The 24,504-nt window shown below is 68.8% G+C and carries 21 protein-coding genes; 10 read left to right on the top strand and 11 right to left on the bottom strand.

Going from position 1 to position 24,504, the window contains the following annotated elements:
- Nucleotides 1-18 precede the first annotated feature (18 nt).
- From MEU52_RS14010 to MEU52_RS13970, 9 genes are all read left to right on the top strand, one after another.
- Complete coding sequence (locus tag MEU52_RS14010) at nt 19-609, top strand: ANTAR domain-containing response regulator (RefSeq protein ID WP_238123071.1); 591 nt, start codon at nt 19-21, stop codon at nt 607-609.
- Nucleotides 610-611: 2 nt separating this feature from the next.
- Complete coding sequence (locus MEU52_RS14005; RefSeq protein ID WP_238123070.1) at nt 612-1,853, top strand: CmpA/NrtA family ABC transporter substrate-binding protein; 1,242 nt, start codon at nt 612-614, stop codon at nt 1,851-1,853.
- A gap of 266 nt (nt 1,854-2,119) precedes the next feature.
- Entirely contained in the window at nt 2,120-3,523 is a 1,404-nt protein-coding gene (locus MEU52_RS14000; protein WP_238123069.1) for a CmpA/NrtA family ABC transporter substrate-binding protein, read from the top strand.
- 49 nt (nt 3,524-3,572) lie between these two features.
- Entirely contained in the window at nt 3,573-4,655 is a 1,083-nt protein-coding gene (locus tag MEU52_RS13995) for an ABC transporter permease (RefSeq protein WP_238123068.1), read from the top strand.
- A gap of 8 nt (nt 4,656-4,663) precedes the next feature.
- Nucleotides 4,664-6,427: an ABC transporter ATP-binding protein gene (locus MEU52_RS13990; RefSeq protein ID WP_238123067.1), complete on the top strand. Its 1,764-nt coding sequence runs from the start codon at nt 4,664-4,666 to the stop codon at nt 6,425-6,427.
- Nucleotides 6,428-6,442: 15 nt separating this feature from the next.
- Nucleotides 6,443-8,884 (top strand): nitrite reductase large subunit NirB, encoded by a 2,442-nt coding sequence (gene nirB / locus MEU52_RS13985; protein ID WP_238123066.1) that lies wholly within the window; start codon nt 6,443-6,445, stop codon nt 8,882-8,884.
- Nucleotides 8,885-8,932: 48 nt separating this feature from the next.
- A complete protein-coding gene (nirD, locus tag MEU52_RS13980; protein ID WP_443267102.1) occupies nt 8,933-9,268 on the top strand; it encodes a nitrite reductase small subunit NirD in 336 nt (111 codons plus the stop codon).
- Between the two features lie 9 nt (nt 9,269-9,277).
- Nucleotides 9,278-10,717 carry a siroheme synthase CysG gene (gene cysG / locus MEU52_RS13975; RefSeq protein ID WP_238123064.1) on the top strand — a complete coding sequence of 480 codons (1,440 nt, stop codon included), beginning with the start codon at nt 9,278-9,280 and terminating at the stop codon, nt 10,715-10,717.
- Between the two features lie 99 nt (nt 10,718-10,816).
- On the top strand, nt 10,817-11,671 hold the full coding sequence (locus MEU52_RS13970) for an NADPH-dependent oxidoreductase (protein ID WP_238123063.1): 855 nt from the start codon (nt 10,817-10,819) through the stop codon (nt 11,669-11,671).
- A 15-nt stretch (nt 11,672-11,686) separates the two neighbouring features.
- Here MEU52_RS13970 and MEU52_RS13965 read toward each other — a convergent pair whose 3' ends face one another.
- The 11 genes from MEU52_RS13965 to MEU52_RS13915 form a co-directional block, all read right to left on the bottom strand.
- Nucleotides 11,687-12,715, bottom strand: a complete 1,029-nt coding sequence (locus tag MEU52_RS13965; RefSeq protein ID WP_238123062.1) for an aminotransferase class III-fold pyridoxal phosphate-dependent enzyme — start codon at nt 12,713-12,715, stop codon at nt 11,687-11,689.
- A gap of 228 nt (nt 12,716-12,943) precedes the next feature.
- Nucleotides 12,944-14,026: a CobW family GTP-binding protein gene (locus MEU52_RS13960; protein WP_238123061.1), complete on the bottom strand. Its 1,083-nt coding sequence runs from the start codon at nt 14,024-14,026 to the stop codon at nt 12,944-12,946.
- A 103-nt stretch (nt 14,027-14,129) separates the two neighbouring features.
- The gene (locus tag MEU52_RS13955) at nt 14,130-15,113 is read right to left on the bottom strand and encodes a metal ABC transporter substrate-binding protein (RefSeq protein WP_238123060.1); all 984 of its coding nucleotides are present in this window, start codon (nt 15,111-15,113) and stop codon (nt 14,130-14,132) included.
- Between the two features lie 12 nt (nt 15,114-15,125).
- On the bottom strand, nt 15,126-15,998 hold the full coding sequence (locus tag MEU52_RS13950) for a metal ABC transporter permease (RefSeq protein WP_238123059.1): 873 nt from the start codon (nt 15,996-15,998) through the stop codon (nt 15,126-15,128).
- 106 nt (nt 15,999-16,104) lie between these two features.
- Complete coding sequence (aztA, locus tag MEU52_RS13945; RefSeq protein ID WP_238123058.1) at nt 16,105-16,845, bottom strand: zinc ABC transporter ATP-binding protein AztA; 741 nt, start codon at nt 16,843-16,845, stop codon at nt 16,105-16,107.
- A 5-nt stretch (nt 16,846-16,850) separates the two neighbouring features.
- Entirely contained in the window at nt 16,851-17,135 is a 285-nt protein-coding gene (locus tag MEU52_RS13940; RefSeq protein ID WP_238123057.1) for a hypothetical protein, read from the bottom strand.
- 166 nt (nt 17,136-17,301) lie between these two features.
- On the bottom strand, nt 17,302-18,171 hold the full coding sequence (gene purU / locus MEU52_RS13935; RefSeq protein WP_238123056.1) for a formyltetrahydrofolate deformylase: 870 nt from the start codon (nt 18,169-18,171) through the stop codon (nt 17,302-17,304).
- Between the two features lie 112 nt (nt 18,172-18,283).
- Nucleotides 18,284-18,892, bottom strand: a complete 609-nt coding sequence (locus MEU52_RS13930; RefSeq protein ID WP_238123055.1) for a sarcosine oxidase subunit gamma — start codon at nt 18,890-18,892, stop codon at nt 18,284-18,286.
- Nucleotides 18,885-21,845: a sarcosine oxidase subunit alpha family protein gene (locus MEU52_RS13925; RefSeq protein WP_238123054.1), complete on the bottom strand. Its 2,961-nt coding sequence runs from the start codon at nt 21,843-21,845 to the stop codon at nt 18,885-18,887. The genes MEU52_RS13930 and MEU52_RS13925 overlap by 8 nt, the downstream gene beginning before the upstream one ends.
- Nucleotides 21,842-22,114, bottom strand: coding sequence for a sarcosine oxidase subunit delta (locus MEU52_RS13920; protein ID WP_238123053.1), 273 nt, complete (start codon nt 22,112-22,114; stop codon nt 21,842-21,844). Before MEU52_RS13920 ends, MEU52_RS13925 begins: the two co-directional genes overlap by 4 nt.
- A gap of 3 nt (nt 22,115-22,117) precedes the next feature.
- Nucleotides 22,118-23,374: a sarcosine oxidase subunit beta family protein gene (locus MEU52_RS13915; protein WP_238123052.1), complete on the bottom strand. Its 1,257-nt coding sequence runs from the start codon at nt 23,372-23,374 to the stop codon at nt 22,118-22,120.
- Between the two features lie 133 nt (nt 23,375-23,507).
- Between MEU52_RS13915 and MEU52_RS13910 the strand changes: the two genes are divergently transcribed.
- Nucleotides 23,508-24,494 carry a LysR family transcriptional regulator gene (locus tag MEU52_RS13910; protein ID WP_238123051.1) on the top strand — a complete coding sequence of 329 codons (987 nt, stop codon included), beginning with the start codon at nt 23,508-23,510 and terminating at the stop codon, nt 24,492-24,494.
- Nucleotides 24,495-24,504: the final 10 nt, after the last annotated feature.

Below are 24,504 nucleotides of genomic sequence, written 5' to 3'. Positions count from 1 at the left end.
TCTGGGTAACGTGGCGTGATGCGGGACGCGGACCTTTCCATTCTGGTCATCGACGAGGACGCCATCCGCGCGCAGATCATCGAGGAGGGCCTGCGCGCCGCCGGCCATACGCGGGTGACGGTGGTGCGCGAGATCCAGGGGGTGGCGCGCATCGTCGAGCGGGTCTCGCCGGACGTGATCGTCATCGATCTCGAAAACCCCAATCGCGACATGCTGGAGAGCATGTTCCTGCTGTCGCGCTCGGTGCAGCGGCCCATCGCCATGTTCGTGGACCGCTCCGACAAGGCAGCCATCGAGGCGGCCATTGAGGCCGGCGTTTCCGCTTATGTGGTGGACGGGCTGAAGCAGGAGCGGGTGAAGCCCATTCTCGACATGGCGGTGAGCCGCTTCAACGCTTATTCGCGCATGGCGCGGGAGCTGGAGGAGGCGCGCAGCGAGCTGGAAAACCGCAAGACGGTCGACCGCGCCAAGGCCATCCTCATGAAGTCGCGCGGGCTCTCGGAGGAGGCGGCCTACAAGCTCCTGCGCACCACCGCCATGAACCAGAACCGCAAGATTGCCGATATCGCCCAGAGCCTCGTCATGGCCGCTGGATTGCTGGAGGGCTAGCCGTGACCGAAGAGGCCGATATCCGCGTGGGCTTCGTGCCGCTGCTCGATGCCGCCGTCCTCATCAGTGCCGTGGCCAAGGGGTTCACGCTGGAAGAGGGGCTCCTGGTGCAGCTCAATCGCGAGCCGTCATGGGCCGGGGTGCGCGACCGGCTGGCGGTGGGGCAGCTCGATGCCGCCCATATGCTGGCGCCCATGCCCATTGCCGCCAACCTGGGCCTGTTTCCGCTCTCGCCCTCGCTCATCGCGCCGTTCGCCATGGGGCTCGGTGGCAATGCCGTCACCGTCTCCACCGCGCTGGCGCGGCAGCTGGAGGATCTCGGCGCCGAGGGCACGCTGGATGCCGGCATCGTCGGCAGCGCGCTGAAGAGCGCGGTGGCGCTGCGCCGGGGGCAGGGGCTGCCGCCGCTGCGCTTCGGCGTGGTCTATTCCTTCTCGGGCCACAATTTCGAGCTGCGCTTCTGGCTCGCCGCCTGCGGCATCGATCCTGATCGCGATGTGGAAATCGTGGTGCTGCCGCCGCCGCAGATGCCGGCGGCCCTGGCGGAAGGGCGCATCGACGGTTTCTGCGCGGGCGAGCCCTGGAACACCGCCGCCGTGCGGCTTGGGGCCGGGCAGATCGCCACCGTGAAGGCCAAGATCTGGCGCTCCAGCCCGGAGAAGGTGCTGGGGGTGGCGCGGCCCTGGGCCGAGGCGAACCCGGCCGCCCTCGACGCCTTCCTGCGGGCGCTCTACCGCGCCGCTCTGTGGTGCGCCGAGCCCGCCAACCATCAGGAACTGGCCCGCATCCTCGGCGCGCCGCGCTTCCTCGACCTTGATCCCAGCCTGCTGCTGCCCGGCCTCACCGGAGCCATGGAGGTGGCGCCGGGTCGGGTGATCGGGGTGGACGACTTCTTCCTCACCGCCGCCAAGGCCGCCACCTTCCCCTGGCAGAGCCACGCCTTGTGGTTCTACAGCCAGATGGTGCGCTGGGGCTTCTGCGCCCACGCGCCCCGCAATGCCCTGATCGCCCGCGATTCCTACCGGCCGGACCTCTACCGGCGGGCGCTGAAGGGCCTCGGCGCGCCGCTGCCGGGGGCGAACCTGAAAGTGGAGGGGGCGCTGCTGACCCCCACCGTGGTGGGCGCCGCCAACAAGAGCCTGGTTCTGGGCCCGGACGGCTTCTTCGACGGCCATATCTTCGATCCCGACCAGATCGACGCCTATATCCGCGCGCAGATGGATCTTCCTGTGATCAAGAGTTGAGATGGGCGTGTTCAAGTTTTGTGCAGATGCATCAAATAAACAGCAGATGGCGCATCGCAGCATAAAAGCACTTGCACGCTGAGGGCGGGCATGGTTTCGTAACTCATCCCAATATTCGGTGCCCAACGAAGGGCACCCTGGCAAAGCCGCCAAACCGCGCGCACCCCATTCGGGGCGTTTGCGCTGGTTTCGCGGCTTTTTGCGTTTTTCACCCCCGCCGAGGCGGGACGGACCCCACCGGGCATCGCCCAACCGAGATCGGCACCATGACCCAGGTTCTGTCGAAGCGCCTCTTCCTCCTGTCCTCGCTGGCCGCGCTGGCGAGCGCCGCGCTCCCGTTCGCTCTCAGCGCCCCGGTTCTCGCCGGGCCGCTGCCGGTGGAGAAGGACGAACTGAAGCTGGGCTTCATCAAGCTCACCGACATGGCGCCCCTCGCCATCGCCAAGGAGAAGGGCTTCTTCGAGGATGAAGGGCTCTATGTGACGCTGGAGCCGCAGGCCAATTGGAAGGTGCTGCTCGATCGCGTCATCACCGGTGAGCTCGATGGCGCCCATATGCTGGCGGGCCAGCCCATCGCCGCCACCATCGGCTTCGGCACCAAGGCGGACATCGTCACGCCCTTCTCCATGGATCTCAACGGCAATGCCATCACCGTCTCCAATGCGGTGTGGGAGATGATGAAGCCGAAGATTCCCATGGGCGCCGATGGCAAGCCGGTGCACCCCATCAAGGCCGATGCGCTGAAGCCGGTGGTGGAGAAGTTCAAGGCCGAGGGCAAGCCGTTCAACCTCGGCATGGTGTTCCCGGTTTCCACCCACAATTACGAGCTGCGCTACTGGCTGGCGGCGGGCGGCATCAACCCCGGCTATTACTCGCCCACCGATGTCTCCGGCCAGATCAAGGCCGATGCGCTGCTCTCGGTGACGCCGCCGCCGCAGATGCCGGCCACCATGGAGGCGGGCACCATCGTCGGCTATTGCGTCGGCGAGCCGTGGAACCAGGCGGCGGTGTTCAAGGGCATCGGCGTGCCGGTGGTGACCGATTACGAGATCTGGAAGAACAATCCTGAAAAAGTCTTCGGCCTCACCAAGGAATTCACCGAGAAATACCCCAACACCACCTTGGCGCTGACCAAGGCGCTGATCCGCGCCGCCATGTGGCTTGATGAGAACAACAACGCCAATCGCCCCGAGGCGGTGAAGATCCTGGCCAAATCGGAATATGTGGGCGCTGACGCCAAGGTCATCGCCAATTCCATGACGGGCACCTTCGAATACGAGAAGGGCGACAAGCGCGAGGTGCCGGACTTCAACGTCTTCTTCCGGCACAACGCCACCTTCCCCTATTACTCTGATGCCATCTGGTATCTCACCCAGATGCGCCGCTGGGGCCAGATCCCCGAGCAGAAGCCCGACGCCTGGTATGCGCAGACCGCGAAGTCCGTCTACAAGCCCGACCTCTATCTGAAGGCGGCGCAGGCGCTGGTGGACGAGGGCAAGGCCAAGGCGAGCGACTTCCCGTTCGGCTCCGACGGCTACAAGCCCGCCACCGCCGATTTCATCGATGGCGTCAGCTACGACGGCCGCACCCCCAACGCCTATATCGACTCCCTGCCCATCGGCCTCAAGGGCGGACAGAAGGTTCAGGGCAGCGAGATCACCGGCGGCTGAGCCCCGCTCCCGGCACCACGGCAGACATCAGCCAGACAGGATTCAAGCCATGTCCAACGTGTCCGACACCTTCGATGGCGCCGCCGCCAAGGCGGCGCGCCGGGAGAAGGTCTTCCAGGCCATCAACCGCGCCTCCGGCTGGCTCAATGTGCTGGGCCTCGGCTTCGTGGTGCCCCTCGCCAAGATCGCCGCCGGCGACAATGTGGGCGAGCAACTGGGCGAATTGAAGCGGGTGCTGCTGGTGCCGCTGGCCGGCATCCTGGTGTTCCTCGCCGCCTGGGCGTTCCTGGCGCCGAAGGTGCAGACCTCGCTCGGCGCCATTCCCGGCCCGCTGGAGGTGGTGCAGCAGGCCGGCGCCTTGTTCGCCGACCACGCCGCCGAGCGGCAGAAGGCGGCGGATTTCTATGCCCGCCAGGAGACCCGCAACCAGGCCCTCATCGCCGAGGGCCATGCGGACCGGGTGAAGGTGCGCGCCTATACCGGCAAGCCCACCTATGTGGACCAGATCTTCACCTCGCTGCTCACGGTGGGCCTGGGCTTTTTCATCGGCACGCTCATCGCCATTCCGGTGGGCATCGCCTCGGGCCTGTCGAAGACCTTCAACGGTGCCATCAATCCCTTGATCCAGATCTTCAAGCCGGTGTCGCCGCTGGCCTGGCTGCCCATCGTCACCATGGTGGTGTCGGCGGTCTATCTCGATCCGGCGGACTGGCTGCCCAAGTCCATGGTGATCTCGGCGGTGACGGTGACCCTGTGCTCGCTGTGGCCCACCATGATCAACACCGCGCTGGGCGTCGCTTCCATCGACAAGGATCTGGTGAATGTCGGCAAGGTGCTGCAGCTTTCCACCTTCACCACCATCCGCAAGCTGGTGCTGCCCTCCGCTTTGCCGCTGATCTTCACCGGGCTCCGGCTGTCGCTGGGCGTGGGCTGGATGGTGCTGATCGCCGCCGAGATGCTGGCGCAGAACCCGGGCCTTGGAAAGTTCGTGTGGGACGAGTTTCAGAACGGCTCCTCCACCTCCCTGGCGCGCATCATGGTGGCGGTGTTCACCATCGGCATCATCGGCTTCATCCTCGATCGGCTGATGTTCGCGCTCCAGTCCGCCTTCACCTTCTCCTCGAACCGCTGAGGGGCGCCATGAGCGAGAGCGTCACCATTCTGGAAGCGCGCGGGGTCGCGAAGGGGTTCGGCGTCGGGCCGGCCCGCAACCCGGTGCTGGCCGACATCAATCTCAAGGTGGAAGACGGCGAGTTCATCGCGGTGGTGGGCTTTTCCGGCTCCGGCAAGTCCACCCTCATCTCCCTGCTCTCGGGGCTCGCCCAGCCCGATTCCGGAACGGTGCTGTTCAAGGGCGCGCCGGTCACCGGCCCGGCCCCGGAGCGCGGCGTGGTGTTCCAGAATTACGCGCTGATGCCGTGGCTCTCGGTGGAGGCCAATGTGGCGCTGGCGGTGGAGGCGGTGCACAAGGCCCTGCCGAAGGCCGAGCGGCGCGACCTCGTCGCCACCTATATCGACATGGTGGGTCTCTCCCACGCCAAGGATCGCAAGCCGGCAGAGCTGTCCGGCGGCATGCGCCAAAGGGTGTCGGTGGCCCGGGCGCTGGCCATGCGGCCCGACGTGCTGCTGCTGGACGAGCCCCTCTCCGCCCTCGACGCTTTGACCCGCGCCAAGCTGCAGGACGAGTTCGCCACCATCTGCGAGCGGGAAAAGAAGACCATTGTCCTCATCACCAATGATGTGGACGAGGCCATTCTTCTGGCCGACCGCATCCTGCCCCTCACCCCGAGGCCGGAGGCGACGCTGGGCCGCTCCTTCGCCGTGAACCTGCCGCGCCCCCGCGAGCGGGCGGCGATGAATTCCGATCCGGACTTCATCCGCATTCGCGGCGAGGTCACCGAATATCTGCTCGATCTCGGCGCCAAGCGCGGGGTGGATGCCGCCAGCGCGATCGTGCTGCCCAATGTGGTGCCCATCACCCAGAAGCCGGCCAAGCTGCCCGCCGCCTATGAGAAGCGGGCCCAGTCGCCCATCGCCCGGCGCTATGTGGAGTTTTCCGACGTCCGCAAGGTCTATCCCACCCCCAAGGGACCGCTGACGGTGGTGGATGGCTTCGACCTGAAGATCAACAAGGGCGAGTTCATCTCCATCATCGGCCATTCGGGCTGCGGCAAGTCCACGGTGCTCTCCATGGCAGCGGGGCTGAACGCCATCTCCTCCGGCGGCATCATCCTCGATGGCCGCGAGGTCTCCGGCGCCGGGCCCGACCGGGCGGTGGTGTTCCAGGCGCCTTCACTGATGCCCTGGCTGACGGCCCGGGAGAACGTGGCGCTCGGCGTGGACAAGGTCTATCCGGATGCGTCCAGCGCCGAGCGGCGCGACATCGTCGAATATTATCTCCAGCGCGTCGGCCTGGGCGATGCCATGCACCGGCTCGCCGCCGATCTCTCCAATGGCATGAAGCAGCGGGTGGGCATCGCCCGCGCCTTCGCCCTCTCTCCCAAGCTGCTGCTGCTGGACGAGCCGTTCGGCATGCTCGACAGCCTCACCCGCTGGGAGCTGCAGGACGTGCTGATGGAGGTGTGGGCCCGCACCAAGGTCACCGCCATCTGCGTCACCCACGATGTGGACGAGGCCATTCTGCTGGCCGACCGGGTGGTGATGATGTCCAACGGGCCCAACGCCCGCATCGGCAACATCATGGAGGTGGATCTGCCGCGCCCGCGCACCCGCAAGGCGCTGCTCGCCCACCCGGATTACTACGCCTATCGCGAGGAGCTGCTCGACTTCCTCGAAGCCTATGAGGGCGGCGCCAATCCCGCCCCCGCGCAGCTCGAAGCCATCCAGAACAAGCGTGCCGCCCGCATGGCCCGCCAGCGCGACACCGTGCGCGCGGCGCAGTGATCCGGAGTGTGATCCATGACCCAGAAGCTCGTCATCATCGGCAATGGCATGGCCCCGGGGCGCATGCTGGAAGACTTGTTCGAGAAGGCCCCGGGCCTTTACGACATCACCATTTTCAACGCCGAGCCGCGCGTCAATTACGACCGCATCATGCTCTCGCCGGTGCTCTCCGGAGAGAAGGCCTACGAGGACATCATCATTCATGATGAGGCCTGGTACGCCTATCACGGCGTGACCCTGCACAAGGGCGCCAGGGTCGCCACCATCGACCGCGCCGCCCGCACGGTGACCGCCGAGAACGGCATCACCGCCAGCTACGACAAGCTGGTGATCGCCACCGGCTCCAGCCCCATCATCATTCCGGTGCCGGGCTCGGACCTGCCCGGCGTCGTCGCCTATCGCGATCTCGACGACGTGGCGCGGATGCTGGATGCGGCCAAGGGCGGCGGCCGCGCGGTGGTGATCGGCGGCGGCCTTCTGGGCCTGGAGGCGGCCTATGGGCTGAAGCGCCAGGGCATGGATGTCACCGTGCTGCACCTCATGCCCACCCTCATGGAGCGGCAGCTGGACCCGGCCGCCGCCTATCTCCTGGAAAAGGCGCTCGCCGCCCGCGACATCACCATTCTCACCAAGGCCGACACCCAGGCCATCGTCGGCGACGGCAAGGTGGAGGGCGTGGCGCTGAAGGATGGCCGGGTGCTGCCGGCGGATCTGGTGGTGATGGCGGTGGGCATCCGCCCGGCCGCCCAGCTCGCCAAGGCGGTGGGGCTCGAGGTCCATCGCGGCATCGTGGTGGATGACGGCATGCGCACGTCCGATCCCGCCATCTATGCCCTGGGCGAATGTGCCGAGCATCGCGGCCAGTGCTATGGCCTCGTCGCGCCGCTCTATGAAAGCGCCAAGGTGCTGGCCGACCGGCTCTCCGGCGGGCAGGGGGAATATCAGGGCTCGGTGACCGCCACCAAGCTTAAGGTCACCGGCGTCAACCTGTTCTCCGCCGGCGATTTCGCCGATGCGCCGGACCGCCAGGAGATCGTGCTGCGCGATGCCGCCGCCGGCGTCTACAAGCGCCTGGTGCTGAAGGACGACAGGATCGTCGGCGCCGTGCTCTATGGCGATGTGGCGGACGGCCCCTGGTATTTCGACATGCTGCGGCGGGGCGCCGACATCGGTGCGCTGCGCGAGACCCTCATCTATGGCCAGTCCTACCAGGGCGGGGGCACGCACGACCCGCGGGCGGCGGTGGCGGCGCTGGGGGATGATGCGGAGATCTGCGGCTGCAACGGCATTTCCAAGGGCAAGATCGTTGCCGCCATCACCGCGAAGGGCCTCACCACCCTGGCCGATGTGCGCGCCCACACCAAGGCGTCCGCCTCCTGCGGCTCCTGCACCGGCCTCGTCGAGCAGGTGATGGCGCTGACCCTGGGCGACGCTTACCAACCCAACGCGGTGGAGCCGGTGTGCGGCTGCACCGACCTCGGCCATGACGAGGTGCGCCGGCTGATCCGCGCCAAGGGGCTGAAGACCATTCCGGCAGTGATGCAGGAACTGGAGTGGAAGACCTCCTGCGGCTGTGCCAAGTGCCGCCCGGCGCTCAATTACTACCTCGTCTGCGACTATCCCGACGCCTATGCCGACGACTACCAGTCCCGTTTCATCAACGAGCGGGTGCACGCCAATATCCAGAAGGACGGCACCTATTCGGTGGTGCCGCGCATGTGGGGCGGGGTGACCTCCTCCACCGAGCTGCGCGCCATCGCCGACGTGGTGGACAAGTTCGCCATCCCCATGGTGAAGGTCACCGGCGGCCAGCGCATCGACCTCCTCGGCGTCCACAAGGAGGACCTGCCGGCGGTGTGGGCGGATCTCGGCCAGGCCGGCTTCGTCTCCGGCCAAGCCTATGCCAAGGGGCTGCGCACGGTGAAGACCTGCGTGGGGTCGCAATGGTGCCGCTTCGGCACCCAGGATTCCACCGGTCTCGGCATCCGCATCGAGAAATTCATGTGGGGCTCGTGGACCCCGGCCAAGGTGAAGCTCGCCGTCTCCGGCTGCCCGCGCAACTGCGCCGAGGCCACCTGCAAGGACATTGGCATCATCTGCGTGGACAGCGGCTATGAGATCCACTTCGCCGGCGCGGCGGGTCTCGACATCAAGGGCACCGAGATCCTCGGCACGGTGAAGACCGAGGACGAGGCACTGGAGCATGTGGTGGCCCTCGCCCAGATGTATCGCGAAGGGGCCCGCTATCTGGAGCGCATCTACAAATGGGCCAAGCGCATCGGCTATGACGCGGTGCGCGCCCAGATCATGGACGATGCCGACAGGCGCCGGGGCTATTTCGAGCGCTTCGTCTTCTCCCAGAAATTCGCCCAGGTGGACCCGTGGTCGGAGCGCGTCTCCGGTAAGGACAAGCACGAGTTCAAGCCCATGGCGATCATCGCCGAAGCTGCCGAGTGAGGAGCGCGCGCCATGCAGATCGTTGATCTTGAGCCCATCGCCGTCACCATCGATATTACCTGGACCCCCATCGGCCATCTGGACGACATCCCCCGCCGCGGCGCCCGCTGCGTGGAGACGCCCAAGGGCCGCGTTGCCGTGTTCCGCACCGCCGATGACGCGGTGTTCGCCCTGGAGGACCGCTGCCCCCACAAGGGCGGCCCCCTGGCCCAGGGCATCGTGCACGGCCATGCGGTGACGTGCCCGCTGCACAATTGGGTGATCTCCCTGGAGACCGGCGGCGCGCTGGGCGCCGACGAGGGGCAGGTGAAGACCCTGCTGGTGCGCAATGAGGGCGGGGCGCTGTTCCTCTCCCTCGACACCCTGACCGCCCGCGCGGAATAGGAGGGGGCCATGGCGCTCGCCGAGATCGATCCCCGAACCACGGGCGCCCGTGTCGCGCCGCTGGCGGTGTTGCCGGTGTTCCTGCCGCTGAAGGGCCGCACCGCGCTGGTGGCGGGCGGCTCCGATGCCGCCGCCTGGAAAGCCGAACTGCTCGCCGCCGCCGGCGCAAACGTGACGGTTTATGCCGAGGCGCCGGGTGAGGCCATGCTGGCCCTGGTGAGCGCCGGCCGCGTCGCTTATGCGGCGGAAGGCTGGCCCGCCGCGGATCTGGCCGGCCTTGCCGTGGCGGTGGCCGACCTCGATGGGGCGGAAGCCGAGGCGTTCGCGGCGGCGGTGCGGCGGGCCGGGGTGCCGGTGAATGTCATCGACCAGCCGGCGTTGTGCAGCTTCCAGTTCGGCGCCATCGTCAATCGCTCGCCGGTGGTGGTGGGCATCTCCACCGATGGTGCCGCCCCGGTGCTGGGGCAGGCGGTGCGCCGGCGCATCGAGACCCTGCTGCCGCGCCATCTCGCCGCCTGGGGCGCGCTGGCCGCCCGCATCCGCGGCGCGGTGGCGGCCCGCTGGCCGGCGGCCGCCGAGCGTCGCCGCTTCTGGTCCGACTTCGCCGAACGCGCCTTCACCGCCACCGATGCGCCGGCGGGCGAGGATCTGGCGCCCCTGGCGCCGTCGCCGCGCGCGGCGGTGGGGTCCGTGACCCTGGTGGGGGCGGGACCGGGGGATGCGGACTATCTCACCTTGAAGGGCATGCGCGCCCTGCAGGCGGCGGATGTGATCCTGTTCGACGATCTGGTGTCGCCGGAGGTGCTGGAGCTGGCCCGGCGCGAGGCCAAGCGCATGCTGGTGGGCAAGCGCGGCGGGCGCGAGAGCTGCCGGCAGGAGGAGATCAACGCGCTGATGCTGCGCTTTGCCCGCCAGGGCAAGAGGGTGGTGCGGCTGAAGGCGGGCGATCCTTCGGTGTTTGGCCGCTCGGGCGAGGAGATCGCGGCGCTGGAGGCGGCGGGTATCCGCGTCAGCGTGGTGCCGGGCATCACCGCCGCCAGCGCCTTGGCGGCGGGCCTCAACACCTCGCTCACCCATCGCGATGTGGCGCAATCGGTGCGCTTCGTCACCGGCCACTCGCGCAAGGGCACCCTGCCGGAAAACCTCGATTGGCGGGCGGTGGCCGATCCGACCACGACGACCATGTTCTACATGGGCGGGCGCACCGCCCCGGAGATCGCCGAGCGGCTGCTGGCGGAAGGCCTGGCGCCGACCACACCGGTGGTGATCGCCGCCAATGTCAGCCGGCGGAACGAGCGCCGCTGGAGCGGCCCGCTCTGCGCCCTCGCCGAGGGCATGGCGGGCATCGGCCACGATGATCCGGTGCTGATCGGCATCGGCAAGGTGTTCGCCGCCGCCCGCACCGCCGCCGACGTGCAGCCGGCGCCTTTGGCCGCCTGTGGGTCGTAACCTGCCCTAACGGCAGTGGCTGGGGTCGGGAAGGTCAGTCTTGCATCCTCAGGGGGAGGTGCCCAAATGCGGGGCCTGATCCCTCGCGAGGTTCGCCTGATGTCGTCGTTGCCCAACCCGAACGCCACGCCTGTCCCCGCCGATGTTGCCGCCGCTTTGCTCCAGGAGCGCTATGGTGACGAGGTGCCCGCCGCCGGGCTGGTGAATGCCGCCATCGCCCAGCTCCTCACCCACAAATCCATCCGCGCCTTCGCCGATCGGCCGGTGCCGGAGGGGCTGGTGGAGACCCTGGTGGCGGCCGCCCAGTCGGCGGCCTCCTCCTCCAACCTCCAGGTGTGGAGCGTGGTGGCGGTGGAGAAGCCGGAGACCAAGGCGCGCCTTGCCGCCATCGCCGGCGGCCAGAAGCATGTGGCCGAGGCGCCGCTGATGCTGGTGTGGCTGGCGGACCTGTCGCGCCTGCGGGCGCTGGGGCGTGCCGCCGGCGTGCCCACCGACGGGCTCGATTATTTCGAGACCTTCCTGGTGGGCGTCATCGACGCGGCGCTGGCGGCGCAGAACGCCCTGGCGGCGGCGGAATCCCTCGGCCTTGGCGGCGTCTATATCGGCGCGCTGCGCAACAAGCCGGAAGAGGTGGCCGAGCTCCTGGGCCTGCCGCCGGAGGCCATGGCGGTGTTCGGCATGTGCATCGGCTATCCCGATCCCGCCCGCCCGGCGGATGTGAAGCCGCGCCTGCCGCAGAGCGTGGTGCTCCACCGCGAGCGCTACGACCCGAGCCTGCCTGAAGCGCCGCTGGCCGCCTATGAGGAGGCCATGAAGGCGTTCCAGGCCAAGCAGAGCATGGGCGTGGTCGGCTGGCAGGGCACTGCTTTGCAGCGGGTGAAGGGCCCCGAATCCCTCAGCGGCCGCGATCGCATGATGGCGGCGGTGCGGGCCCTGGGCTTCGCGTTGCGCTGATTGGAGCGGGTGGCTTCAGGCCAACAGTCGGCCGAGGATCTCGGCCGCCGCCTCCAGCTCCGCCTCGGAGACATCCAGGGGCGGAAACAGGCCCAGCACCGGGCCGAGGGGGCGCAAGGCGAGCCCCTCGGCGGCGGCGCGCGTGGCCAGCTCCGCCGCGTCCCCGGCGCACACGAGGCCCTGCACCAGCCCCAGGCCGCAGGTGGCGGGGAACAGGTCGCGATGGCGCCAGGAGAGGGTCGCCAGCCGATCCTCCAGCGCCCAGCCCCGCGCCTGGATCTCGCCTTCGGCGCCCGGCGCCAGCAGCCGGTCGAGGGTGTCGGCCGCCTCTGCCACGGCCTCCGGCGCAATGGTGGGAGCCGGCGGCGCGCCGCGGGCGAATTTGGCGGTGGCGAGCACGGCGGCGAGGGGCGATGCGGCAAGGCCCCCGCTCACCAGCAGCACGTCGGGGGTCACGCCGGTCCATTCATGGGCCCACATCATGCCGGTCCGGCCGAGCCCGCTCTCGCTTTCATCGAACATCAGGGCGACGCCATAGTCGTCGCAGGCCTGCCGCAGCTCCGCCAGGAGGCTGCCGGGCAACACCTCCAGCGTGCCGTTGAGCCGCACCGGGTTGATGAGCACGGCGGCCGTCTTGGGCGTGAGCGCCGCCACCAGCGCGCCGGGCTCGTCGGTGCGCTGAATGTCGAGCCCCACCATGTCGTTAAGCCCTGGCGGCAGCGCCGCAGGGCCAGGGCCGGCGCAGAACACCAGCTCCGTGCGCTTCGGCCGGCCCGCCAGCCGATGGGCGTTGCGCACCATGTCGAGGGCGAAGCGGCCGGCGGCCGCCGCATCGGGCAGCAGCGCGCCGCGATCGGCGAAGGATGCGGTGGTCAGCCGCGCCAGAACGTCTGCGGCCGAGGCCGGCGCCGGATCCTCACCCTCGCCGGCGGCCGGCCGGGCAAAGCGCAGGCGGCCCGAGAAGTCGAGGCAGAGCGGCGCGGCGTCTTGCGGTTCAGCGGCTGGGGCCAGCGCGGCGCTGTCGGACGCGACGGTTTCGGACATGAGCGCGGCTCCCGGGCCGTGGCAGAGCGGTCACGAACCGGCAAGCAAGAGCGGTGCCTCGGCCTGCCGCCGACGCCTAACCCGCGGCAAGAACGGGCGAAGGGCTGTTTACGGGCATCCTGGGCTGCGGGCCGCCTGTCGGCAATGCGACCAGCTTGGTGCCGCTGCCAAAAGAAAGGCCGCGCGGAGCAGGGCTCGGCGCGGCCGGGTGGGGCGGAGGCGTGCCGGTCAGGCGACGCAGGAGAGGAAGCCGGCCTTCAGCGCCGGCTCATCCAGCTTGCGGCCGATGAAGACGATGCGGCTCACCCGCGCCTCGTCGGGCTTCCAGGGCCGCTGGTGGTCGCCGTCCAGGATCATGTGCACGCCCTGGAACACGAACCGGTCCGGGTCGTCCTTGAACGAGAGGATGCCCTTGGAGCGCAGGATGTTGGGGCCTTCGGTGGCCACCAGATTCTGCACCCAGGGGAAGAATTTTTCCGGGTCCAGCGGGGCCTCGGTGGAAAACGCCACCGACTGCATCTCGCTGTCATGCACCGCGTGCAGGCCGTGATGGTGGTCATGCTCATGATCATGCGCGTGATCATGGCCACAGCCGCAATCGGGCCCGTGCTCGTGATCATGCCCATGGTCGTGATGATGGTGGTCGTGCTCGTCCTCCTCCAGGAAGGCGGGCTCGATCTCCAGGATGCGGTCGAGATCGAACGCGCCCTGGTTCAGCACCTTGGCGATGTCGATCTCGGATTTCTGGGTGCGGTAGAGCTTGGCATAGGGGTTGATGCCGCGGATGCGGGCTTCCACCTCGCCGAGCTCGTCGGCGCTGACGAGATCGGTCTTGTTGAGCAGGATGACATCGGCGAAGGCCACCTGGTTCTTGGCCTCGGGGGCATCCTTCAGCCGGTCGGAGAGCCATTTGGCGTCGGCCACCGTCACCACCGCGTCGAGCTTGGTCTTGGCCTGCACTTCCTCGTCCACGAAGAAGGTCTGGGCCACGGGCGCGGGGTCGGCGAGGCCGGTGGTCTCGATGATGATGCCGTCGAAGGCGCCCTTGCGGCGCAGCAGGCCGTCGATGACGCGGATGAGGTCGCCGCGCACGGTGCAGCAGATGCACCCGTTGTTCATCTCGAACACTTCCTCGTCGGCGCCCACCACCAGGTCGTTGTCGATGCCGATTTCGCCGAACTCGTTGACGATCACAGCGAATTTCTTGCCGTGGGGCTGCGACAGGATGCGGTTGAGCAAGGTGGTCTTGCCGGCGCCGAGATAGCCGGTGAGCACGGTGACGGGGATTTTCTGGGACTGCGCTTCAGCCATGGGTCACACCTGAATGAGCGGAACGCCCGGGCCGGGTGGCCGGGCGTCCCCGAGGGGTGCGCGGAGCGGGCTCCGCGAGGAATTCCGTTGTCCCGTGCCGTCCTCAGCTGCCCAGGGCCGAGTTGAGGGCGCGCACGTTCGACTGCATCATGAGGATGTAGGTGGTCGCGGGGCCTTTGTCATCGGACAGGGCATCGGAATAAAGCTCGCCGCCGATACGAGCCCGGCTTTCCTTGGCGATCTGCTCCATCAGCCGCGGGTCGGAGATGTTCTCCAGGAACACCGCCGGGATCTTCTCCGCCTTGATCTGGCGGATGATGCGGGCCACGTCCTTGGCCGAGGCCTCGCTTTCGGTGGAGACGCCTTCCGGCGCCACCAGCTTCACCCCATAGGCCTCGCCGAAATAGCCGAAGGCGTCGTGGGAGGTGATGATGCGGCGCTGCTTGGCGGGAATGGCCGCCATGGCGCTCTTCACCTCCTGCTCCAGGGCATTGAGCTTGGCGATATAGGCCGCCGCATTGGCGGTGTAGGCGTCCTTGCCGGCCGGGTCGGCGGCGATCAGGCCGTCGCGGATGTTGGCCACATAGACCTTGGCATTGGCGATGGACTGCCAGGCGTGGGGATCGGTGGCGCCGTGATGGTGGCCGTGGGCCTCACCCTTGTGGTCATCATGGTCCTTATGGTCATCATGGCCCGCGTGCGCGTCCTCGTCTTCCTGAGGCTCGGCGGCGGTGCGCGTGCGCGGGGTGATGCCCTTGGTGGCCACCACCACCTCGGCCTTGGTGCCGGAGGCCTTCACCAGCCGATCCATCCAGCCCTCGAAGCCGAGGCCGTTCACCACCACCACCTTGGCATCGGCCAGGGCTTTGGCATCGGCCGGGGTGGGCTGGTAGACGTGGCTGTCCCCATTGGGGCCGACGATGGTGGTGAGCGCGATGCGGTCGCCGCCCACATTCTGCACGAAATCACCGAGGATGGAGAAGGAGGCCACCACCGGCAGCTTGGCTTCGCTCTGGGCCAAAGCGGGCAGCGGGCCGGCGAGGGTTGCCGCCAGTCCGGCGGCGAGCACGAGGCGTCGGGAAAGCATCAAGGCGTCCTTTCAGGCTTCGAGATGGCGGCCGGGCGCAAGGCGCGAGAGCACCCCGCCCGCCGGGCCGAAGATGACGGCAAAGCCGTAGGCGATGCCCGCCACCAGGATGATGGAGGGGCCGGATGGCGTGCCGAGGTGGTAGGAGACCAGCAGACCCACCACGCCGCTGAGGAAGGCGACCAGGGTGGACAGGCCCACCAGCGCGCTGAGATCGCGCACGAAGAAGCGGCTGGTGGCGGCGGGCAGCATCATCAGCCCCACTGCCAGAAGGGTGCCCAGGGCATGGAAGCCACCCACCAGGTTCAGCACCACCAGCGCCAGGAAGGCGATGTGGCTGATGCCGCCGGACCGGCTGACCGAGGCGAGGAAGGTGGGGTCCACGCAATCCATCACCAGGGGCCGCCAGATCACCGCCAGGGTGATGAGGGTGACGGTGGTGATGCCGGAGATGAGCAGCAGGGTGGGATCATCGATGCCCAGCACGGTGCCGAACAGCACGTGCAGCAGGTCCACATTGGAGCCGCGCAGGGAGACGATGAGCACGCCCAGCGCCAGAGAGATCAGATAGAAAGCGGCCAGCGAGGCGTCTTCCTTCAGCTCGGTGGCGCGGGCCACCACGCCGGCCCCCACCGCCACCAGCAGCCCCGCCGCCAGCCCGCCGATGCTCATGGCATAGAGGTTGAGGCCGGCCAGCAGGAAGCCGATGGCGGCGCCGGGCAGGATGGCGTGGGCCATGGCGTCGCCGGTGAGCGACATGCGGCGCAGCATGAGGAAGGTGCCGAGCGGCCCGGCGCCCAGCGCCAGGGCGAACACGCCCACCACCGCGCGGCGCATGAACTCGAACTCGGTGAATGGCGCGACGATCAGCTCGTAAGGGCTCATGCCGCACCTCGGGGCTGGAACAGGGGGAACATCACAGGCAGCATCCTTCGGCCGGCGCGCGCGGCGCCGGGATCAAGCGACAATCGGGATCAGGTGCGGGGAGCGCCTAGGCGGCGGCCTCGCAGGAGGGGGCGTCCTCGCGCCAGGCTTCGCCCATGCGCCGCGCCTCCAGGAGCCGCTCCGGCGCCAGGGCGTCGCAGGTGGGGCCCCAGGCGATGGCGCGCCGGGCAAGCAGAAGGGTTTGCGGAAAGGCCTCCCGCACCATGTCGAAATCGTGCAGCACCGCCAGCACCGTGCGTTCCTCCCCATGCCAGCGGCGCACCAGATCGAGCAGATCGGCGGTGGTGGCGGCATCGAGGGCGGTGAAGGGCTCGTCGAGCAGGATCAGTCGGGCATCCTGCAGCAGCAGGCGTGCGAACAGGGTGCGCTGCATCTGGCCGCCGGAGAGGGTGCCGATGGGCCGGTCCTCGAACCCCTGCAGGCCGACGGTGGCGATCGCTTCCTCGATGCGGTCGCGATCGCGCCGGCCGATGCCGCCGAACAGGCCCGCCTTGCGCCACAGGCCCATGGCCACGAGGTCGAACACGTGGATGGGGAAGGAGCGGTCGAGCTCGGCGCCCTGGGGCAGATAGGCGATGTCCCGCGGGGCGATGCCGTTGAGGTCGATGCTGCCGCCCAGCGGCCGCAGCGCGCCGCAGATGCCCTTCAGCAGGGTCGACTTGCCGGCGCCATTGGGACCGCACACGGCGAGCAGGGCGCCGGTCTCCACCTCTCCCGAGAGATGGTGGATGGCCGGATGTCGCTCATAGCCGAGGGTGAGATTGCGGAAGGAGATTTGCGCGCTCATGCCCTTCACTCCGTCACCAGCATCACGGCCACCCAGAGGGGCAGCAGCAGCAGCGCGGCCACCGCGAGCCGCGCCGCCAGCGACAGGCGCAGCATGGAGGGACCCACCTGCGCCGCGTGCGCGGCGTGCCCGTGCAGCTGCGGGCGGTGGTGGCCTGCCGCGCCACGGGCATGCCCGGACGTCGGGCCGTGCTCCGCCACGTCATCATGGCCATGCGCACCCGTCGCGCCCGGCCGCGCCTCGGCTGTGGGCGGCGTGGCCACCAGGGGGGAGAACGTCTCGACAGACATGGGCACCTCGATCTGACGAGAGTGATATAGTGTATCAGAAGCGCTGTCCAGCCTCTTCTGGTGCCCTAAAGTCAACGGGGCCAGCGCTTTGCGGCGCCGGCCCCGGGGTGGTGACTGGAGTGTGTGCGGCGCCGATGGCTCTCCGCTCAGGCCGGGGCCGAAGCCCTCAGTCGCGGAACACCACGGTGCGGCTGCCGTTCAGCAGCACCCGGTCCTGCACGTGCCAGGCGAGGGCGCGGGCCAGCACCCGGCGTTCGATGTCGCGGCCCTTGCGCACCATGTCTTCCGCCGAATCCTGGTGGGAGATGCGCTCCACGTCCTGCTCGATGATCGGCCCTTCATCGAGGTCCGAGGTCACGTAATGGGCGGTGGCGCCCATCAGCTTCACGCCGCGCGCATGGGCCTGGTGGTAGGGCTTGGCGCCCTTGAAGCCGGGCAGGAAGGAGTGGTGGATGTTGATGCACTTGCCCGAGAGCTTCGCCGAAAGGCCATCTGACAGCACCTGCATGTAGCGGGCGAGCACCGCCAGTTCTGAGCGGCTCTGCTGGAAAATCTCCCAGATCTGCGTTTCCTGCTCCAGCTTGGTGGCCTTGGTCACCGGCAAATGGTGGAACGGCACGCCGTCGAAATCGAGATGGGCATAGGTCTCGCGCGGATGGTTGGAGATGATGCCGGTGATCTCCATGGGGATCTCGCCGATGCGCCAGCGATAGAGCAGGTCCGCGAGGCAGTGGTCGAACTTGGAGACCAGCAGCAGCACCCGGCGCTTCTCGGCCTTGGAGCGCAGGGTCCAGTTCAGCCCGAAGCCCTCGGCCACGGCGCCGAAGGCGGTGCGGATCTCGCTGGCGCTGGCCTCGCCCGCCACCACGTTGAACACCACGCGCATGAAGAAGCGGCCGCTCTCCTGATCGTCGAACTGCTGCGCCTCCAGGATGTTGCAGCCCTTCTCATAGAGGAAGGTGGAGACGCCGGCGACGATGCCGGGCCGGTTGGGGCAGGAGAGGGTGAGAATGAGATGCTCGGTGGGGTCAGCCATGACGAACCTTGTGCGAGGGAAGGCGCATCGGCCGCGCCGCAGGGCGGGTCACGGTGAGGCGCGATGGAACGGATGGGGTGGAAACGGGGCCGGTGCGCGCGCCGCGCCGCGGTCAACCTCGGCCGGTGCCGGACAGGGCGAAGCCGAAGGGGGCCGCCCCCGGCGTCAGCCAGCGCAGCAGCGCCGGTGCGAATGAGCGGGCGACGGCGAGGCGATAGGTGGGCGCGCCCTCGCACGCCCACAGGGTGACGCCCACATGGGCCACTACGGTGGTGGCGACATCCCCCGGCGCGAAGGCGCGCGGATCGAGATCCAGCGCCACGCCCTTGGCCAGGGCGTCCCGTACCGCCGGGCCGGTCAGCTCGAACACCAGATTGGCATCGCTCTGGTCGGTCAGGGCCACGTCGTCACCGGCCAGCGCCCGCAGCTGGGCCAGCAGAGCGGGGCCGGTGGTGTTCTCGGCGAACACCAGCCAGCGGCCGGGGCCGGTGCCCAGCACCGTCAGCCCCTCATGAAACAGCACCTTGGGCCCATCCACCAGCGGCAGGCCGGCGGCGGTGAGGCGGGCGATCAGGGCGCCCGTGCCCCCCTTGCGGGCGGCGAGGGTGGCGGCGGCGAGGCCCTCGAGGGCGCGGGCGCGCACCCCTTCCGTGCCCGCCGGGCCATAATGGCCCTCGGGCGGCAGGCGGGTCACGGGCACCTGTGCGAGAAGGTCAGACACGCTGCTTCTCCCCTTCTGGATCGACGAATGCGGGAGAGCACACCTCGACGAGGATGTCACCGCCCCGCACCGGGTCAAAGGCGCGCACCTGCTCGCCGATGCGCGCGGCGCCCCGCTTCAGGAAGCCGAGGCCGATGGAATGGCCCAGGGTCGGCGAATAGGCGACGGACGTCATATAGCCCTCGTCATGTGCGGTGGTGGCCTCGGCCCCCGGCGGCAGCAGGTGGGCGCCGGCCTTGAGCCGCGCGCTGCGGTCCACCGGCTTGAAGCCCACGAACATGGGCCGGTCGGGATCGAGGAAGGCGGGCCGCTGCGACAGCACGCGGCCGATATAGTCCTTCTTGGTGGAGGCCATGCGCCCGAGGCCGAGATCGCGGGCGGAGGTCTGCCCGTTGAGCTCGCTGCCGGAGACGTGCCCCTTCTCGATGCGCAGCACGCCCAGCGCCTCGGTGCCATAGGGGGTGATGCCGAATGGCGCGCCCGCCGCCATCAGCGCCTCCATCAGCGCCGCGCCATGGCGGGCGGGAACGGCGATCTCGTACCCCAGTTCGCCGGAGAAGGAGAGGCGGAAGACGCGCGCCTCCACCCCGCCCATCACCGTGGTTTGAAGCACGCCCATGAACGGCAGGGCGGCGTTGGAGACATCGGCGCCGTCCACCACCTGGGCCAGCACGGCGCGGGAGCGGGGGCCCGACACGGCGATCTGCGCCCATTGCTCGGAGACGGAGGCGATCTGCACGTCGAGATCCGGCCACAGCACCTGCAGGCAGAACTCCAGGTGCTGGAACATCTTGCCGGCATTGGCGGTGGTCGTGGTCATCACATAATGCTGTTCGCCGAGGCGGGCGGTGGTGCCGTCATCCATGACGAGCCCGTCCTCGCGCAGCATCACCCCATAGCGTGCCTTGCCCACCGCCAGGGTGGAGAACATGTTGATGTAGACCCGGTCGAGGAAGATGCCCACATCCGGCCCCTGCAGGTCGATCTTGCCGAAGGTCGACACGTCGATGACGCCGCAGGCGGAACGGGTGGCGTTGACCTCGCGGTTGACGCTCTCCAGCCAGTCTTTTTCCCCGGGCTTGGGGAAATAGGCGGCGCGCAGCCAGAAGCCGGTTTCCACGAACACCGCTCCCTGCCGCTGCGCCCAGTCATGGGTCGGCGTCGGTCGGGTCGGCCGGAAATCCTTGTCGCGGTGGTGACCGGCGAGCACGCCCAGCGCCACCGGCGTATAGGGCGGCCGGAACAAAGTGGTGCCGGTGGCGGCGATGCCCTGGCCGGTCAATTCGGCCATCAGCGCCAGCCCGGCCATGTTGGAGGTCTTGCCCTGGTCGGTGGCCATGCCCAAAGTGGTGTAGCGCTTCAACAGCTCCACCGCCCGGAACCCTTCCTTGTGGGCAATGCCCACATCCTTGGCGCTGACGTCGTTCTGCAGGTCCACGAAGGCGAGGTCGCCCTTTGCCTTGACCTGCCAGAAGGGCTGGATGCCGGTGGCGGTCTCCTCCGCCTGCGGCGCCGGCAGGGTCGGCGCCGTAAAGCCCGCATCGGCAGCGGCGCGCACGCCCTCTGCCGTGCCATAAGCGAGGCAATCGGCCAAAGAGAACTGGCCGGCCACCGCGCCGGCCACCGCCAGGCCCGGCGGCAGGGTGGCGGGCACGAAGGCGGCCAGATCCTCCCGATACACCGGCTTGCCGCCCAGATGGCAGGTGAGGTTGAGGTTCGGCGTGGCGCCGCCGGAAATGCCGAGCGCTTCCACCGCCAGGGTCTCGGTACCCGCCGGGCTGCGCACGGTGAGGCCGGTGAGCAGCTTGCCGCTGGTGGCGATGACCTCGCCGCTGGTGATGACGCGCACCCCCAAGGCCTTGGCCTTGGCCGCCAGCGGCGCCGGCAGGGCCGGTCGCACGTCGATGAGGGCTTCGAGCTTCACGCCGGCGCCGGCAGTGGCGAGGGCGGCGGCGACGCCGGCATCATTGTTGGTGAAGACGGCGGCGGTGGCGCCGGCGCCCACCCCATAGCGGCAGGCATAGGTGGCGAGCGCCTGGGCGGTCATCACCCCGGGGCGATCATTGCCGGGGAAGACGATGGGCCGGTCGAACGCCCCGGCGGCCAGCACCGCCCGCTTGGCGATGATGCGCCACAGCCGCTGGCGCGGCTGGAACGGGGCCGGCACGGCGAGATGGTCGCTCACCCGCTCCACGGCGGCATATTCGCCGCCGTCATAGACCCCGAACACGGTGGTGCGGGGCATGATGCGCACATGGGCGAGGCTCGCCAGCTCGGCCTCGGCGCGGGAAACGAAATCCCGGGCCGGAGCGCCGTCGATGGCCGCCTGCTCGGTGAGGAGGCGGCCGCCGAGGCGGAAATCCTCCTCCGCCAGGATCACCCGGGCGCCGGCCCGGCCCGCCGCCAGCGCCGCGGCAAGGCCCGCGGGACCGGAGCCGATGACCAGCACGTCGCAGAAGGCGAAGGCCTTCTCATAGGTGTCGGGATCGGGCAGGGCGGCGGCGGCGCCGAGACCGGCGGCGCGGCGGATGGCCGGCTCGTAGAGCTTCTCCCAGAACGCGGCCGGCCACATGAAGGTCTTGTAGTAGAAGCCGGCGCCAAGAAAGGGCGAGAGGTAGCGGTTGACGCTCAACAGGTCGTGGTCGAGGGAGGGCCAGCGGTTCTGGCTCTGCGCCTCCAGCCCCTCGAACAGCTCGATGGTGGTGGCCCGGGTGTTGGGCTCCCGGCGGGCGCCGGCGCGCAGTTCCACCAGCGCATTGGGCTCTTCCGAGCCGGCGGTGAAGACGCCGCGCGGGCGGTGATATTTGAACGAGCGCCCCATGAGCCGCACGCCATTGGCGAGCAGGGCCGAGGCCAGGGTGTCGCCGGGATGGCCGGTGTAGCTCTTGCCGTCGAAGCGGAACGACAGGGTGCGGGCGCGGTTGATAAGACCGCCATGGGCGAGCCGGGTCATGCCGTCACCTCGCTGGCGCGGGCGAGGCTCGCCCCGAGAATCTCATGGGTGCGGGTGTTGCGGGTCACCACCAGCCACTGCCGGCAGCCGTTGGCGTGGTACCAGTATTCCCGGTGCTCGCCGTCGGGATTGTCGCGCAGATAGGCGTAGGTGAAGAAGGCGTCTTCGGCATCCGGCGCGGCGGGGTCGGGCCGGCTGACGGTGGCATCGCCCAGATAGGCGAATTCGTGGGCGTCACGGGCGCCGCAATAGGGGCAGGGAATGCGCATGGCTCAGTGCAGGTTCGGCTGCGCGCCGACCCCCTTCTCATCAATGACATGGCCGGAACGGAAACGGTCGAGGCGGAACGCCGCATTGAGGGCGTGGGCGCTGTCCTGGGCGATGGTGTGGGCGAAGCACCAGCCCGAGGCCGGCGTCGCCTTGAAGCCCCCATAGTTCCAGGCGGCGTTGAGATAGAGGCCGGGCAGCGGGCCCACATCGATGATGGGCGAGCCATCCATGGACATGTCCACGAGCCCGCCCCACGCGCGCAGCAGGCGCAGGCGGCCGATCATGGGCATCAGCGCCATGCCGCCTTCCAGCACGTCTTCCACCACCGGCATGTTGCCGCGCTGGGCATAGGAATTGTAACCATCGATATCGCCGCCGAAGACGAGGCCGCCCTTGTCCGACTGGCTGACGTAGAAATGCCCCATGCCGAAGGTGATGACCCCGGGAATGAGCGGCTTCAGCCCCTCTGAGACGAATGCCTGCAGGGCATGGCTCTCGATAGGCAGCCTGAGGCCCAGGGAGCGGGTGACGCGGGAGGAGGAGCCGGCCACCGCCAGCCCCACCTTGCCGGCGCGGATGACGCCGCGGGTGGTCTCCACCCCCACCACCGCATCGCCCTGGCGCAGGAAGCCGGTGACCTCGCAGTTCTGGATGATGTCCACCCCCAACCGGTCGGCGCCGCGGGCATAGCCCCACACCACCGCATCGTGGCGGGCGGTGCCGGCGCGCTTCTGCATCAGCCCGCCCTTGATGGGAAAGCGGGCGTTGTCGAAATTGAGGAACGGGCAGAGTTGGCGTACCTGCGGCGCATCCAGCAGCTCGGCATCGGCGCCGGCCAGCCGCATGGCGTTGCCGCGCCGGGCATAGGCATCACGCTGGGCGTCCGAATGGATCAGGTTGATGATGCCGCGCTGGGACACCATGGCATTGTAGTTCAGGTCCTGTTCCAGGCCCTCCCACAGCTTCATGGACCATTCATAGAAAGGTTCGTTGCCCGGCAGCAGGTAATTGGAGCGGATGATGGTGGTGTTGCGCCCGGAATTGCCGGAGCCGATATGCCCCTTTTCCAGCACCGCCACATTGTGGATGCCGTGCTCCTTGGCGAGATAATACGCGGTGGCGAGGCCATGGCCGCCACCGCCGACGATGATCACGTCATAGGCGGGCTTGGGCGCCGCATCGCGCCAGGCGGGCGTCCAGCCGGACTGGCCGTTCAGCGCGTTGGTGATGAGGGAGAGAAACGAATAGCGCGCGGACATGAATGCGAACCTTCGCGGGACATGGCTGCCTCGGCCAGGGCGGCCGGACGGGCCGGAGCACCCGTTCGTGAATTGTATAGCTCGTCAGAAATGAAGGGATCATATAAAAGATACTTATAGTAGGGAGGGGCCGATGGCGACGCGCGAAGCGCTGCCGTTCGATCTGCGGGCGCTGGAGATTTTCCTGGCGGTTTGCGAGCAGGGGGCCATGGCCGGGGCGGCCCGGCGCCTGGGGCTGACGCAGCCGGCGGTGTCGCAGGCGGTGGCTGATCTGGAGGGGCGCACCGGCGTCGCGCTGTTTGATCGCTCGGTGCGGCCGCTGGGCCTCACCGCGGCGGGGGGCGTGCTGCGGCAGAAGGCCAGCGCGTTGCTTTCCGAGGCGCGCCAGATCGCCCCGGCGCTGCGCGAGACCGAGCATGGCCGCTTCCCGCTGCTGCGGGCGGGGCTGGTGGATTCCCTCTCGCGGGCGCTGGCGGCGCCGTTGGGCGGCCATCTGGTGGCACTGGCGGAAGAAGTCTCGGTGCTTTCCGGCCTCACCGCCGCCCATGTGAGCGCGCTGGTGTCACGGCAGATGGATCTGCTGGTGGGGCTCGACGCCATGGAGGATGTGGAAGGGCTGGTGCGCTTTCCGCTGATCAGCGAGCCCTACATCCTGCTGCTGCCTGTGGGCGTGCCGGTGCCGGCGCGGCCGGAGGATCTGCGGCGGCTGGCGGCGGAACTGCCTTTGGTGCGCTTTTCCGCCCGCTCAAAAACCGGCATCGAGGTGGACCGGCATCTGCGCCGCCTGAAGCTGGAACTGCCGCGCCGCCTGGAGTTCGATACGCCCCACGGGGTGACGGCCACGGTGGCGGCCGGGGAGGGCTTCGCGGTGACGACCCCCCTGTGCGTGTTCGAGGCGGGGGTGGAGATGGGCGCGCTCACCTGCGGGGCACTGCCGGGGCCCGCCTTCGGCCGCAGCCTCACCCTCATCGCCCGGCGGGCGGAGCTGGGCCGCCTGCCGCGGGAGGTGGCCGCTTTCTGCCGCGCCCGGCTGGAGCATCACGTGTGCGCGGTGCTGCATGCCGCCATGCCCTGGCTCGGCACGGCGCTGCGGGTGGAGGGCGACGAGAGCGCCGCGTGACGGGCGCAAT

The sequence above is a fragment of the Xanthobacter sp. NM-25 genome (genome assembly GCF_022138605.1).
GTDB lineage: Bacteria > Pseudomonadota > Alphaproteobacteria > Rhizobiales > Xanthobacteraceae > Xanthobacter.
This window is presented reverse-complemented; position numbering and strand designations above follow the sequence as displayed.